The sequence below is a fragment of the Aminobacter anthyllidis genome, assembly GCF_018555685.1.
GTDB lineage: Bacteria > Pseudomonadota > Alphaproteobacteria > Rhizobiales > Rhizobiaceae > Aminobacter > Aminobacter anthyllidis.
The window spans coordinates 652,646-665,118 of sequence record NZ_JAFLWW010000003.1; the positions used below are offsets into that span (position 1 = coordinate 652,646).

The 12,473-nt window shown below is 62.7% G+C and carries 16 protein-coding genes; 2 read left to right on the forward strand and 14 right to left on the reverse strand.

Going from position 1 to position 12,473, the window contains the following annotated elements:
• The 5 genes from J1C56_RS12700 to trxB form a co-directional block, all read right to left on the reverse strand.
• Positions 1 to 417, reverse strand: a complete 417-nt coding sequence (locus tag J1C56_RS12700; RefSeq protein ID WP_214389606.1) for a GFA family protein — start codon at positions 415 to 417, stop codon at positions 1 to 3.
• 29 nt (positions 418 to 446) lie between these two features.
• Positions 447 to 911: an SRPBCC family protein gene (locus J1C56_RS12705; protein WP_214389615.1), complete on the reverse strand. Its 465-nt coding sequence runs from the start codon at positions 909 to 911 to the stop codon at positions 447 to 449.
• Between the two features lie 2 nt (positions 912 to 913).
• A complete protein-coding gene (locus J1C56_RS12710) occupies positions 914 to 1,228 on the reverse strand; it encodes an ArsR/SmtB family transcription factor (RefSeq protein WP_214389617.1) in 315 nt (104 codons plus the stop codon).
• Positions 1,229 to 1,542: 314 nt separating this feature from the next.
• Positions 1,543 to 2,439, reverse strand: a complete 897-nt coding sequence (locus J1C56_RS12715; RefSeq protein ID WP_214389618.1) for a LysR family transcriptional regulator — start codon at positions 2,437 to 2,439, stop codon at positions 1,543 to 1,545.
• 32 nt (positions 2,440 to 2,471) lie between these two features.
• Positions 2,472 to 3,446: a thioredoxin-disulfide reductase gene (gene trxB / locus J1C56_RS12720; protein ID WP_214389620.1), complete on the reverse strand. Its 975-nt coding sequence runs from the start codon at positions 3,444 to 3,446 to the stop codon at positions 2,472 to 2,474.
• A 253-nt stretch (positions 3,447 to 3,699) separates the two neighbouring features.
• Here trxB and J1C56_RS12725 point away from each other — a divergent pair, with 253 nt between their 5' ends.
• On the forward strand, positions 3,700 to 4,170 hold the full coding sequence (locus J1C56_RS12725; protein ID WP_214389622.1) for an Lrp/AsnC family transcriptional regulator: 471 nt from the start codon (positions 3,700 to 3,702) through the stop codon (positions 4,168 to 4,170).
• A 20-nt stretch (positions 4,171 to 4,190) separates the two neighbouring features.
• Here the strand turns inward: J1C56_RS12725 and J1C56_RS12730 are convergent, their stop codons facing one another.
• The 5 genes from J1C56_RS12730 to greA form a co-directional block, all read right to left on the reverse strand.
• Positions 4,191 to 4,982, reverse strand: coding sequence for a glycosyltransferase family 25 protein (locus tag J1C56_RS12730; protein ID WP_214389624.1), 792 nt, complete (start codon positions 4,980 to 4,982; stop codon positions 4,191 to 4,193).
• A gap of 45 nt (positions 4,983 to 5,027) precedes the next feature.
• Positions 5,028 to 5,810, reverse strand: a complete 783-nt coding sequence (locus tag J1C56_RS12735; RefSeq protein WP_214389626.1) for a glycosyltransferase family 25 protein — start codon at positions 5,808 to 5,810, stop codon at positions 5,028 to 5,030.
• A 12-nt stretch (positions 5,811 to 5,822) separates the two neighbouring features.
• On the reverse strand, positions 5,823 to 6,722 hold the full coding sequence (locus tag J1C56_RS12740) for a glycosyltransferase family 25 protein (protein WP_214389628.1): 900 nt from the start codon (positions 6,720 to 6,722) through the stop codon (positions 5,823 to 5,825).
• A 259-nt stretch (positions 6,723 to 6,981) separates the two neighbouring features.
• Positions 6,982 to 8,067, reverse strand: a complete 1,086-nt coding sequence (locus J1C56_RS12745) for a glycosyltransferase family 4 protein (protein ID WP_246591328.1) — start codon at positions 8,065 to 8,067, stop codon at positions 6,982 to 6,984.
• A gap of 43 nt (positions 8,068 to 8,110) precedes the next feature.
• A complete protein-coding gene (gene greA / locus J1C56_RS12750) occupies positions 8,111 to 8,584 on the reverse strand; it encodes a transcription elongation factor GreA (protein WP_214389630.1) in 474 nt (157 codons plus the stop codon).
• 285 nt (positions 8,585 to 8,869) lie between these two features.
• Here greA and J1C56_RS12755 point away from each other — a divergent pair, with 285 nt between their 5' ends.
• Positions 8,870 to 10,003: a PQQ-dependent sugar dehydrogenase gene (locus tag J1C56_RS12755; protein WP_214389633.1), complete on the forward strand. Its 1,134-nt coding sequence runs from the start codon at positions 8,870 to 8,872 to the stop codon at positions 10,001 to 10,003.
• A gap of 81 nt (positions 10,004 to 10,084) precedes the next feature.
• Here J1C56_RS12755 and msrA read toward each other — a convergent pair whose 3' ends face one another.
• The 4 genes from msrA to J1C56_RS12775 all read right to left on the reverse strand — a co-directional run bounded on the left by msrA (position 10,085) and on the right by J1C56_RS12775 (position 12,401).
• Complete coding sequence (gene msrA / locus J1C56_RS12760) at positions 10,085 to 10,591, reverse strand: peptide-methionine (S)-S-oxide reductase MsrA (RefSeq protein ID WP_214389635.1); 507 nt, start codon at positions 10,589 to 10,591, stop codon at positions 10,085 to 10,087.
• A 147-nt stretch (positions 10,592 to 10,738) separates the two neighbouring features.
• Positions 10,739 to 11,275, reverse strand: a complete 537-nt coding sequence (locus J1C56_RS12765; protein WP_214389636.1) for a tetratricopeptide repeat protein — start codon at positions 11,273 to 11,275, stop codon at positions 10,739 to 10,741.
• 126 nt (positions 11,276 to 11,401) lie between these two features.
• Positions 11,402 to 11,989 (reverse strand): tetratricopeptide repeat protein, encoded by a 588-nt coding sequence (locus J1C56_RS12770; protein ID WP_214389638.1) that lies wholly within the window; start codon positions 11,987 to 11,989, stop codon positions 11,402 to 11,404.
• A gap of 61 nt (positions 11,990 to 12,050) precedes the next feature.
• Positions 12,051 to 12,401, reverse strand: coding sequence for a DMT family protein (locus J1C56_RS12775; protein WP_184766911.1), 351 nt, complete (start codon positions 12,399 to 12,401; stop codon positions 12,051 to 12,053).
• Positions 12,402 to 12,473 lie beyond the last annotated feature (72 nt).

Here is a 12,473-nt window from a genome sequence, read left to right on the forward strand (position 1 = left end):
CTAGCCGTGCGGCATTCGCGCAAACATCTGCAACGCCGGATCCAAAGTGTCCCAGCCATGGCCGCGGATGGTGTATGTGACCGCCTGCGGATGGAACTGACCCGGGTCATCAAGGCTGGTCGCGTTGATCGCGATCAGCTCCGGCATGGCGACGAATGTCAGATAGACCGGCGTTCCGCAGGTCGGACAGAACGCGTGCACCTTTTCGCTGCCGCTGTCGCTGGCGACCCGCCAGGTGCTCGCTTCGCCCGTGATCGCCATCTCGGCGCGCCGGGGGAACGTCAGGTACGATCCGTGCCCGGTGCCGCTTCGCTTCTGGCAGTCCAGGCACTGGCAGTGGTTCTCGAAGATCGGCTCGTTGCTCGTTTCATAGCGGATCGCGCCACAGGCGCAGCCGCCGGCATAGACCTTGGTCATCGTCATTCTCCTGCTGGCCTGCCGAAGCGTCAGGCCGCTTTCGGCTTGGCAAAAATGTCGAGCGGACGACCTGTTTCGAGGAAGGATTTCAGGCTCGACAGCACAATCGGCCAGCCCTTGCTGATGCCCTTCGCCATGCCGCTTCCGGCTTCGAGTTCATCATGGGTGACGGTGAGCCGAACCATGTTGTCGTATTCCTCGATGTCGAACGCCACCCGGCTGTAGCTTGCCGGATTTGCAGCCTCGGACGGGTCTGCCCAGGTGATGACGAGGCGGCTCGGCGGCGCGGTCTCGACGACCTTGCCGACAATCTTGACTGCCCGCTCATCATCGGCCTCGACATGTTCCCATTTCGATCCGGCACGCCAGTCGGAGACGTTTTCGTGGCCCCAATAGCGCCTTGCAAGGTCCGGTTTGGTGATGGCTTCGAACACTTTTTCCGGCGTCGAGATGATGTAGGTCACATAGACAAAGCTGGTCTTTTCCTGGGTCATTGTCATTCTCCTTCGAGCTCTTTCTTCAGATCGTGCAGCAGGCTGAGCCGCTGGATTTCGAACTTGCGCACCCACCGTTCGTAGACCTCGTGGATCGGAACGGGGTTGATGAAATGCAGCTTTTCGCGGCCACGCTTGACCGTGCTCACCAGATTGGCCGCTTCCAGGATGCCGAGATGCTGCGTAGCCGATTGCCGGGCCATATCGAGGTTTGCGCACAACTCGCCCAGGGTCTGCCCGTTCTTCTCGTACAGAAGATCGAGAAGCTTCCTGCGTGTCGGGTCGCTCAAGGCCTTGAATACGTCGTCGGCGTCCATCGTCCTCACTCACTTGCGATTGTTAATATGCAGTCATTTACCTGCATGTCAAGTGATGCAGGCAAATACCTGCATATCAAGCGGCAAGATGCCCTGCCGGACGCGAAATCGGCGTCAGCATGTCGATGGCGCGGCCGAAGGCTACGGGTTTCGCCGGTCGATGTGATGGAGCTGATGTGCGCCTGGAGCGCCAGCATGCGCGCGCCAATGAGATCGACGCCGTAGATCAGGCCGCCGCGGGCCAAAACGACATCGCCCTGCCCTCGCCGATACGAGGGCAGTTCACGGCAGGCATGATTATCGCGGATGCGAGCCTAGAAGGCCCAGCTGCGGGCCTTGGCGATGACGAAATCGCGGAACACGTGCAGCTTGGCCTGCTCCCGCATCGCATCGGGATAGGCGAAATAGGTGTCGAAGGATGGCACCTCGGTTTCGGGCAGGAGTTGCACCAGTCCTGCATCCTTGCCGATGACGTAGTCGGGCAGCATGGCGATGCCGGCACCTGTCTGCACCGCCTTCTTGATCGACAGGATGTCGTTGATCTGCAGCGTCGGCACGCGCTGGCCGCCCTCGAAGTCGCCGACCGTCTCCAGCCAGTTGAGCTCGCTCAAATGTGTCGGCACCGGCACGCCAAAGGTGACGATGCGGTGGTTCTTGAGATCGGCGATGGATTCGGGCTTGCCGTATTTGTTGACGTAAGCGGGCGAGGCATAGAGGTGGAAATGCACGGTGAACAGCCGGCGCTGGATCAGGTCCGGCTGCTGCGGCTGGCGCAGGCGGATGGCGCAGTCCGCCTGGCGCATGGTCAAGTCCAGTTCCTCATTGGCGAGGATCAACTGGATGTGGATGTCGGGGTAGAGTTCAAGAAACTCCTGGATGCGTTCGGTGAGCCAGCCGGCGCCGAGGCCGACAGTCGTCGTCACCTTGAGCACGCCAGACGGACGGTCCTTGGTTTCGGTCAGCCTGGTCTTGATCGTCTCGAGCTTCATCAAGACGTCATGCGCGGTGCGAAACAGCATCTCGCCCTGCTCGGTCAGCACCAGGCCGCGCGCGTGGCGGTGGAACAGCGGCACGCCGATGTCGTGTTCGAGCGCGCTCACCTGGCGCGAGATCGCCGACTGCGACAGCCTCAGCGTCTCCGCTGCGTGCGTGAACGAGCCAGCCTCCGCCGCTGCGTGGAACACGCGCAACTTATCCCAATCCAACGCCATTTTTCCCCTCTTATGTCAGGCGTTTGGTCGGCCTATTCGGCCGCTTCGCGATGCACTTCAACTCCGGCCAGGTACTTTTCGGCTTCAAGTGCCGCCATGCAGCCCAGGCCGGCTGCCGTCACCGCCTGGCGGTAGATGTCGTCGGTCACGTCACCGGCGGCAAACACGCCCGGCACGTTGGTGCGGGTCGAATTCGCCTCGGTCCAGAGATAGCCGTTCGGCTTCTGCTTGAGCTTGCCGACGAACAGCTCGACCGCTGGCGCGTGGCCGATCGCCACGAACACGCCATGCGTCGCCATCTCGGTGATTTCACCGCTATGAACGTTCCTGAGCCTGACACCGTCGACCGAAGGCGGCAGCGGCTTCTTGGCCGGCGCCCCGACGATTTCCTCGACGGCGTGATCCCAGATCACCTTGATGTTGTCCTTGGCAAACAGCCGCTCCTGCAAGATGCGTTCGGCGCGGAAATGGTCGCGCCGGTGCACCACCGTCACCGTCTTGGCGAGGTTGGAAAGATAGAGCGCTTCCTCGACCGCCGAATTGCCGCCGCCGACGACCACCACGTCCTTGCCGCGGTAGAAGAAGCCGTCGCAGGTGGCGCAAGCCGAAACGCCAAAGCCCTGGAACACCTGCTCGGACGGCAGGCCAAGCCATTTGGCCTGGGCACCGGTGGCGATGATCAATGCGTCTGCGGTGTAGATGGTGCCGGAATCGCCGATGGCGCGGAACGGCCTGACATCGAGATCGACCGCGGTGATGATGTCGTGGACCATCTCGGTGCCGACATGCTCGGCCTGCGCCCGCATCTGCTCCATCAGCCACGGGCCCTGGATCGGCTCGGCGAAGCCGGGATAGTTTTCGACGTCGGTGGTGATCATCAGCTGGCCGCCCTGCTGCATGCCGGCGACGAGCATCGGCTTGAGCATGGCGCGCGCCGCGTAGATCGCCGCCGTGTAGCCGGCGGGACCCGAACCGATGATAAGAACTGGCGCATGTTTGGCGGTCATCGAAGGGCCTTCATAGTCGATGGAAAAACGGCATCCCGTCAAACGGGCCGCGGGTCGTCCCTAATCTAGGTGTTCACCCATACCCCGCGCAAGGCGGCAAGATGTTACTCCCCCGAAAGCTTGACTGCCTCGCCTCCGACACGTCGCCGAACGCAGCGTGATTTGCATTTGGGTCGGGCTCGGGTTCCCCAACCGATGCGAGTAGTTTAATTACGTGAATGCGCAAGATTCTTGCGCGAGTCCCGGAGCGCACATGCCCATCAAGGCCGATCTCGACGCCATCGATTGGAAGATCCTGCGCGAGCTTCAAGACGACGGTCGCATGACCAATGTCGAACTGTCGCGCCGCGTCGGCATTTCGGCGCCGCCGTGCCTGCGCCGCGTCAAGCGCCTCGAGGACGAAGGCATCATCCAGCGCTACCGCGCTTTGCTCAACGCCCCGGCACTCGGCATGGACGTCGTCGCCTTCTGCCTCGTCGGCCTCAACCGCCAGTCGGAAGTCGACCTCAAGGCCTTCGCCGACCGCACGCGCGGCTGGCCGATCGTCCGCAGCGCCTGGATGGTATCGGGCGAATCCGACTTCATGCTGCACTGCCTGGCGCCCGACCTCGGCACCTTCCAGACCTTCGTCATCGAGGAGCTGACGTCCTCACCCAATGTCGACACCGTGCGCACGGCGCTGACCATCCGCCAGGTCAAGGACGACGGGCTGGTGTCGATTTAGGGGGCGCTTCGGCGCCGGCCCTAGCCGAACGGCACCCGCAGACGCTGCAGGCCGCGCATCCGCGAATCCACGAACCACCAGGCCTTTTGCAGCGGCCTGATCAGCTCGCGCAGCGGCTTGCTCATCTTCTTCTTTGAGCTTTTCAGTTCGGGTCGCTCGTTGTCGAGGGTACTGGCGATCCGCCCGGCCACACCACCGGCTTCAAAGAACATATCCTGGATACAAATGGCGGGTGCCAGCTGGTAGGTCGTCAGATGAGCCCAACCGGTGCAGGCCGGATTGAACATGAACTGGTCGACCGGGTCGGCGAAGTCCTTGCTCAAGTCAAACAGCTTCCGTGCTGCGGCCTTGGAGATGATGTAGCCGCTGGTGCCCGTGTGAGCCGCCCTTAATCTTTTGAGCGACCGCCCAGCAGGCGCCTGCACGTGCTTGCGTTCGATCAAGGTGTGCACCCTGGTGGTTTCAAGCTTCACCACGTCGGCATCGGCGGGAATCCAGTCGTCTCGGCTCAGCAGTTCGACGAGACCGGATCCGAAGTGGACGTCGTCCTCGAAGACCGCCGCGTGATCCTGTTCGGCGCTCGCGATCGCCTCCCAGCACGCCCTGTGGCTGAGAAAGCAGCCCGTTTCACCTGGTCCGAGCTGGTAGATCAGCCCTGCCCGTTCTGGCTGGCGCAGCTTGCCCTCGGCGATCAGCTTCGCCCCGTCGACAGCCGGAATCCTTGTGAAGTCCAGGCCGAGACCGCCGAAGATCGTGGCCATGCGGGCCAGCCGCTCCGGAGAGCGATCCAGATTGATCAGGTAGATGTTCATTGCACGATCGTTCACGTCTTGCCCCCAGTAAGCCGCCGGCGCTGGTCAACGGAACCGCACCTTGCCCCATCGCTGTCCCCGGAGGCTTGCGCCGACGGACGCGGCGAGGCGTCCCAGCGGTCTGCCAATCTCCTTCATCAGCTTTTCCGTGCCACGCGCCTTTTCCTGCACCGGCCGCTCGTGCTTGAGCCCGCTTGCGAGGGCATCGGTGGAACCGTCCTTGCCGACGACCACCTCCTGCACGCAGATCGCAGGATCGACCTGGTAGATAGTCAAAGCATTCCAGGCGACGGAGACCGGATTGAACATGAACTGGTCGACCGGGTCGGCGAAATCCGTGCTCAGTTCCAGCAACTTGCGCGCGCCTTTCCGCGAAACGATGTAGGCGCCCGTCCCCGGATGTGTTTTGCGCAACCGCCGCACCGACCGGTCGCCTGCGCGGGCTACGCTAGCGCGGTCGACCAGCGTGCGCACGAGTGTCGTTTCGAGCTTTACCACGTCGGCATCCGTCGGAATCCAGCTGGTGTCCGCAAGCAATTCTCGTGCCCCGGCCCCGAAGTGAACGTCATCCTCGAAGATCGCGTTGTACTCGGCCACATCCTTCGCCGCAGCGTCCCAGCACTTGATGTGACTGAGAAAGCAGCCGATCTCGCCGTTGCCGAGGTCGTAGTACATGCCCTTCCGGGCGCCACTCGCCTGCTGGTCCGTCAGGTCGCGGCCGTCGACGGCAGCCACCCTGGTGAAGTCGAGCCCCAGTTCGCCAAACAGCGACGCCATGCGCTCGAGGCGCTCGGGTGCACGGTCCAGATTGATGACAAAGATCTTCATTCCCGCGTACGCTTACCTTGCACGCTGAGTATCTGATTGCGTGGTCAAGTCGATGGACACCTTCTTGAAGACCGACTGCCTGGCAGTCGCCAGCAAGGCCATGCGGAAGGGCCTCGCCAGCTGCCGCCCGACGCGCCAGAATTCATGCGTGAGCTTTGCCATCCCGCGCCGCCGTGCGGAACGAGGATCGCTGCGGTGGAATTGGCGTCGGTCCTGGGCAATCTGGCTCGTCAGCGAGCCGCCAACGGTAGCGTTCAGCGCCCACATGTCCTGAATGCAGAATGCCGGCATCAGCTGCAGCACCACGAATTCTCCAAGCATGCCATCCTCCGGCGAATAGAGAATGACGTCGGCCGGCTCGCAGTGGCGTTCCGTGTGGTCGAGCAAACGGCGCGCGGCACTCCTCGACACGAAATAGCCAGCCGATCCCAATTGCGCGGACTTCAGCCTGCGCAGCTCATGTCCGGCAGGCTCGCCCCAGGTCTTGTGGGACAATTCGGCCCGGGCCAGATCCGTTTCGGCCCTGACGATATCCACCCCCGCCGGAATCCACCGATCTGAATTCAAAAAATTCGCCGCATCGGCCGAGAAATGGATGTCGTCTTCGGCGACGAACGCCCAGTCATCCTCGCCTTCGGCGACCAGTGCCCACGCCTTGCGGTGGCTGAGCAGGCAGGCCATTTCGGCGGGCGACATCGAATTGACGCCGGAGGACAGGCGCCGCAGGCGCTCGAATTCCTCGTCGGGCAGTTGCTTGGCGTCGACCGCCGGCACACGGACCGTCGCGACGTCCACGCCGGCAACCTGCGCCATGAACCAGTCGAGCCGGCCTGGCGACCGGTCGAGGTTGATAAAATAGATATTCAAAGCACGATCTCTACCATAATCGTGCCCCCGGCCCGCGGTTGCCATAAGGCAAGCGAGGGCGCGCAGCAAGCCGGGGGCGCATGACGGGTCAACATAGAGCAACCCCGTCCAGGAATTCAGCACTATTTCAGGCGACCAAGTGTTCTCCCGCACAAATTACGTTTTGCTGCAGCCCCTGGTGGAGAAACGGAAAGCAGAACGACCGCAATGCGAGAAATACCAAATACTTAAGCGGCACTTGCATTAGGATGTTAAGGGACCCGGCAGTCACTACAGCAGCCGGCACGCACCCCCGAGGCCCCCGCTAGCCCTTCGCCCATACCAGGTCATAAGCCTCGCGCAGCCCGGCGGCCTCGTTTTCGAGCCGAAACCGCTTCGACACATCCTCTAGCCCGGCAGCGCCATGGGTTTCGGCCAGTGCCGGGTCGACGAAATAAGGCCTGATCGCATCGCGCAGCGCGTCGCCATCGTTGGCGGCAACAAAATCGCCGGTCACGCCAGGTGTGATGATCTCCGAATAGGACCCGGCGTCGCTGGCGACGACAGCCGTGCGCGAGGCCATCGCCTCGAGCGGCGTCAGCCCGAAACCTTCGTTGCGCGACGGCGCGACATAGAGCGTCACGCGCCGGTACCACACCGCCACGTCGGGCACCTCGCCGAGCAGCAGGATGCGCTCCGAAAGCCCGGCGGCGGCAATCCGCTGCCTGAGTTCGTCGGCGAATCCCTTGTGCTCCGCTGTAACCCGGCCGGTGATGACGGCCGTCCACTCGGGATGCTGCGGCAGAAGCGAAATCATCGCATCGACGAACAGGTCCGTGCCCTTCGAATGACGCACGCGGCCGAAGCAGCCGATGGCATGTTTTCCGGGCAAGCCAGTCGCTGCAAATTCATCGTCAGCGGTACGCGGCGGGTGGAATTTCTCAAGATCCACACCGTGCATCACCACCTTGTGTGGCACTTCGAGGAAACGCCCCGATAGTCGACTCGTCGCGATCACGCCATCCATCTGGCGGATCAGCCATTTGGTGAATGGCCTATGGTCGCGCTGCGCGGCGGAGGTGAAAACCAGCCTGATCTGCGCCCGGAAGATGTGGCGCAGCAAAAGCCCTGCCACCATCTCGGTGTTGCGCCTGGCATGCCAGATCCGCGGTCGGCCGGATGCCGGCCGCCTGAGCAGCGACGGCAACTGCCACCAGCGCATCCTGGGCAGGTCGTCGGGCAGGCCCGGCCCGAGCACGGCAATGCCGAGCTCGCGCGCCTGCACCGGCACCAGCTGCACGATGGTGCTGGTGACGCCGGAAAGCCGCTGCTTGAGATTGGGCGCGATGACTTCGATTCGCGCCATGTCGACCGCGCCGGCATTCTCGGCGCGGTTGTCTGCCTTGTTCATCGTGTCTGATCCGGCATCGCCACAGCCAATGCCGCCTGTTGCCTCAGATGAACTGGACCTGGACGATCTCGTAGCCGCGTGCGCCGCCCGGCGCGTTGACTTCAATGGCGTCGCCCACTTCCTTGCCGATCAGCGCGCGCGCGATCGGCGAGGAGATCGAAATGCGGCCCGACTTCACGTCGGCTTCCTGGTCGCCGACGATCTGGTAGGTCTTTTCTTCCTCGGTGTCCTCGTCGAGCAGCACGACAGTAGCGCCGAACTTGATCTTGTCGCCATTGAGCTTGGCAACGTCGATCACCTCGGCGCGCGCGATATAGTCCTCGAGCTCGTTGACCCGGCCTTCGTTGAGGCTCTGCGATTCCTTGGCCGCGTGATACTCGGCGTTCTCCGAAAGGTCGCCGTGCGAACGCGCCTCGGCGATGGCCTCGATGATGCGCGGGCGCTCTTCCTGCTGGCGCCAGCGCAGCTCTTCCTTCAGCGCGGCGAATCCACCCGCCGTCATCGGAACCTTGTTCATAGTCGACCTCTCCTGGCCTTTGCCGCGCGGTTGCCTGTTGTTGCCGCGAGGCACAAAAAAAGAAAACGGTCCGGCAGCCTCGGCCAACGGAACCGTCTCACCTCTATCTCCACCGAATATAGCAATCCTGTCGCAGAATTCACGTCAAAAAATGCGTTAACCACCATAGACCTTTTGGCGCAGATAACCTGCCCCCACTCATACTCACCCGCTTGTGATTGAACCTGCGCCGCTTTGATGCTCTGTCAGGGTTGCCACGCCAGCCATTGCACCTATGTCGGATAGATGAGCAACAACACACCGCTATTGGCATTCCTGTTCGTTTTGGCTGGTTCGCCGGCCCTCGCCCAAAGCCAGAGCTTCAATACCGAGAACGTCACCTTGCGCGCCGATGTCGTCGCCAAAGGTCTCGACCATCCCTGGGGGCTCGATTTCCTGCCCGGCAACGAAGCGATCGTCACCGAGCGCACCGGCGCCATCCGCATCCTGTCGCAGGACGGATTGTCGGAGCCGGTGTCGGGCGTGCCGGACGTCGCGGCTCGGGGCCAGGGCGGCCTGCTCGACATCGCCGTGGCCCGCGATTTCGCCCGTTCAGGCACGATCTTCTTCACCTTCTCCGAGCCTGGCCGTGGCGGCGCGGGCACGGCACTTGCCCGTGCCAAGCTGGTCCGGGACGGTGCCAAGGCGCGGCTCGACGACGTCAAGGTCATCTTCTCGATGAACCGCAAGACCGGCACCAGCCATCACTTCGGCTCGCGAATCGTCGTCAACGACGACGGCACGCTGTTCGTCACGACAGGCGACCGCGGGCAAGGTGACCGGGCGCAGGACATGCAGGACCATGCGGGTGCGGTCATCCGCATCAACGCGGATGGCTCCATCCCCGCGGACAATCCTTCGCCCGACGGCAAGGCCATGGCGGCAGAGATCTGGTCGAAGGGCCATCGCAACCTCCAGGGCGCGACATATGACCCGGTGCTGGGTGGCCTCATCACGGTCGAACACGGCGCCCAGGGCGGCGACGAATTGAACCGGCCGAAAGCAGGCAAGAACTACGGCTGGCCCGTGATCACCTATGGCCGCGACTATTCCGGCGAAAAGATCGGCATCGGCACGTCGGCCAAGGGCTACGAGCAGCCGCTGTACTATTGGGATCCGTCGATCGCACCTTCCGGCCTCGCCAGCTACCAGGGCGAGATGTTTCCCGAATGGAAGGGCGACCTCCTGGTCGGCTCGCTGAAGTTCGAGCTTCTCAGCCGCCTCGACCGCGACGCCAAGGGCAACATCCTCGACGAGGAACGCATCCTGGACGGCGCCTTCGGCCGCATCCGCGACGTCATTGTCGCCCCGGATGGCTCGATCTGGCTTTTGACCGACGAAGGCGACGGCGCCATCGTCAGGCTGTCGCGCGGCGACTGAAAGCAGGCATTCAACGAAAAAGGGACCGGGCAGCGCCCGATCCCTCCTTTGATCAGTCCGGCGTGTCGACAAATGCCGCCGTCAGGCAGCGTCTCGACGCGGCAGCTTCCAGCCCGGGCGAACGAAGTGGCAGGTATAGCCGTTCGGGAAACGCTCGAGATAATCCTGGTGCTCCGGCTCGGCCTCCCAGAAGTCTCCGGCAGGGACCAGTTCGGTCACCACCTTGCCCGGCCACAATCCCGAGGCGTCGACGTCCTTGATCGTCTCTTCGGCGACCTGGCGCTGCGCGTCGGAGGTGTAGAAGATCGCCGAGCGATAGCTTGCTCCGCGGTCATTGCCCTGGCGGTCCCGCGTGGTGGGATCGTGGATCTGGAAGAAGAACTCCAGCATGTTGCGGAAATCCGTCTTGGACGTGTCGAAAACGATCTCGATCGCCTCGGCATGGCTGCCATGGTTGCGATAGGTCGCGTTTTCCACGTCGCCGCCCGAATAGCCCACGCGGGTCGAAACGACGCCGGGAAGACGCCGGATCAGATCCTGCATTCCCCAAAAGCACCCGCCAGCCAGAATTGCCTGTTCGGTCGTCATGAGGCTTCTCCTTTGTTCGTGATGGGCCTTAGATAGTGTCGGGAGGCCGCATTTGCGAGCAACAGCACCGAGCGAGTAGGGAGTAGCTGCTGCCATCCCCCTACTCGCTATTCGCTGCCCCCTATTCGCTACTCCCTATTCGCTCACTTACCCCCTGAGATAGCTCTCGATGTGCTCTTCCAGCATGCCGTATTCGCGGCAGCCCTTGCCGCAGCGCTTTTCGATCTCCGACAGCTGCACGCGGGCAGCGGCGACGTCGCCGAGCATCAAATGCGCCTCGCCCATGTATTCGCGCACCAGCGTGTAGTCGGGGTTGTTGCGCAGCGCTTCCTGGTAATAGCCGAGGCCGACGAGCACACGGCCGGCCTTGCGGTGCGAGTAGCCGAGATAGTTGAGGATGCGCGGATCGGTCTTGTCGGAAGCGAGCGTCAGAACCTTGATCGCCTCGTCATACTTGCCATCCATGGCAAGCGCGCGGCCAGCTGAATAGAGGCTGTCGTCGTCGATCATGCCCGCCTTGGGCGGTTCGCATTTCTTGGTCTTCTTGTTGTAGACCTCGCCATTGTTGCATTTCACCTCGTCGCCGCTGCTGCTCCCGCCGCTATCGGCCGAAAACACCGGCACCGCAAACAATGGCAGCGCCACGAAAGCGCCAGCCACAAGCATCAGATATCGGGACTGCATTGCCACCTCCTGAGATTGCCCATTCGGAAGCTAACGCATTTCAGGCCACGTTTCATCCAGCCTGAACGCCGGAAAATGCGGATGCTTGCGGCGCGTCGCGAAAATACGCCGACGAGCGCCGGCAAGCTAGCCTTTGACGTAGCTGTCGATCTGCCCGGCCAGCAGGCCGTATTCACGGCAATTCGTGCCGCAGCGCCTCTCGATCTCGGTCAGTTGCAGCCGCGCGCCGGCCACGTCGCCAAGCGTCAGGTGCGCCTCGCCCATATACTCGCGGACGGGCATGTAGTCGGGATCGTTGAGGATCGCTTCCTGGTAGTAGCCGAGGCCGACGAGGATGCGCCCCGCCTTGCGGTGCGAATAGCCGAGATAGTTGAGGATGCGCGCATCGGACTTGTCTTGGGCAAGCGTCAGAACCTTGATCGCGTCATCATATTTGCCGTCCATGGCCAGCGCCCGTCCGGCCAGGTAGAGGCTGTCGTCGTCGATCATGCCGGCCTTGGGCGCTTCGCACTTCTTGGTCTTCTTGTTGTAGACGAGGCCGGTGCGGCATTTGACCGGGTCACCACCGCTGCCACCACCGCCACTGCCGCCCATCCCGCCGCCGTTTCCGCCTCCACCGCCGCCGCCTCCTCCGTCAGCGGAAATCACGGGAACGGCAAACAGCGGCAGCGCCACCAGCGCGCCGGCCAGAAGCTTCAGATATCGGGTCTGCATGGCTAACCTCCACCGATGCGCCCCCCATCGAGGCAAACGCATCGGAACAGGTCTTTCGTCCTCAGCCGCGGAAAATCAGCGCCGCGCCGCCGGCGATCAGCGCGAAGCCCATGGCGTGGTTCCAGGTGATGCCTTCCTTGAGGTAGAACACCGAGAAGATGACGAAGACGCTGAGCGTCACCACCTCCTGGATCGTCTTGAGTTCCGCTGCGGTGTAGAATTCGTGGCCGATGCGATTGGCCGGCACCGCGAGCCAGTACTCGAAAAACGCGATCAGCCAGGAAAAGATCACCGCGGCGTAGAGCGGTGCGGTCTTGAACTTCAGGTGCCCGTACCAGGCGAAGGTCATGAACACGTTGGACGCAATCAGCATCAGCACAGGAAGAACCTTGGGCGAAAGCAGGAAAGCCATGGGAAATACCGTTTGGAGGGAGGAAGGCCGGGCTATTTCTGCCTCGCGGTGCGCCGTGTCAACCACGGCAAC

Excerpts from the sequence above, each read along its gene's own strand:
- J1C56_RS12700 (WP_214389606.1), bottom strand. The coding sequence starts at position 417 with ATGACCAAGGTCTATGCCGGCGGCTGCGCCTGTGGCGCGATCCGCTAT.
- J1C56_RS12705 (WP_214389615.1), bottom strand. The coding sequence starts at position 911 with ATGACCCAGGAAAAGACCAGCTTTGTCTATGTGACCTACATCATCTCG.
- J1C56_RS12710 (WP_214389617.1), bottom strand. The coding sequence starts at position 1,228 with ATGGACGCCGACGACGTATTCAAGGCCTTGAGCGACCCGACACGCAGG.
- J1C56_RS12715 (WP_214389618.1), bottom strand. The coding sequence starts at position 2,439 with ATGGCGTTGGATTGGGATAAGTTGCGCGTGTTCCACGCAGCGGCGGAG.
- trxB (WP_214389620.1), bottom strand. The coding sequence starts at position 3,446 with ATGACCGCCAAACATGCGCCAGTTCTTATCATCGGTTCGGGTCCCGCC.
- J1C56_RS12725 (WP_214389622.1), top strand. The coding sequence starts at position 3,700 with ATGCCCATCAAGGCCGATCTCGACGCCATCGATTGGAAGATCCTGCGC.
- J1C56_RS12730 (WP_214389624.1), bottom strand. The coding sequence starts at position 4,982 with ATGAACATCTACCTGATCAATCTGGATCGCTCTCCGGAGCGGCTGGCC.
- J1C56_RS12735 (WP_214389626.1), bottom strand. The coding sequence starts at position 5,810 with ATGAAGATCTTTGTCATCAATCTGGACCGTGCACCCGAGCGCCTCGAG.
- J1C56_RS12740 (WP_214389628.1), bottom strand. The coding sequence starts at position 6,722 with ATGGCAACCGCGGGCCGGGGGCACGATTATGGTAGAGATCGTGCTTTG.
- J1C56_RS12745 (WP_246591328.1), bottom strand. The coding sequence starts at position 8,067 with ATGAACAAGGCAGACAACCGCGCCGAGAATGCCGGCGCGGTCGACATG.
- greA (WP_214389630.1), bottom strand. The coding sequence starts at position 8,584 with ATGAACAAGGTTCCGATGACGGCGGGTGGATTCGCCGCGCTGAAGGAA.
- J1C56_RS12755 (WP_214389633.1), top strand. The coding sequence starts at position 8,870 with ATGAGCAACAACACACCGCTATTGGCATTCCTGTTCGTTTTGGCTGGT.
- msrA (WP_214389635.1), bottom strand. The coding sequence starts at position 10,591 with ATGACGACCGAACAGGCAATTCTGGCTGGCGGGTGCTTTTGGGGAATG.
- J1C56_RS12765 (WP_214389636.1), bottom strand. The coding sequence starts at position 11,275 with ATGCAGTCCCGATATCTGATGCTTGTGGCTGGCGCTTTCGTGGCGCTG.
- J1C56_RS12770 (WP_214389638.1), bottom strand. The coding sequence starts at position 11,989 with ATGCAGACCCGATATCTGAAGCTTCTGGCCGGCGCGCTGGTGGCGCTG.
- J1C56_RS12775 (WP_184766911.1), bottom strand. The coding sequence starts at position 12,401 with ATGGCTTTCCTGCTTTCGCCCAAGGTTCTTCCTGTGCTGATGCTGATT.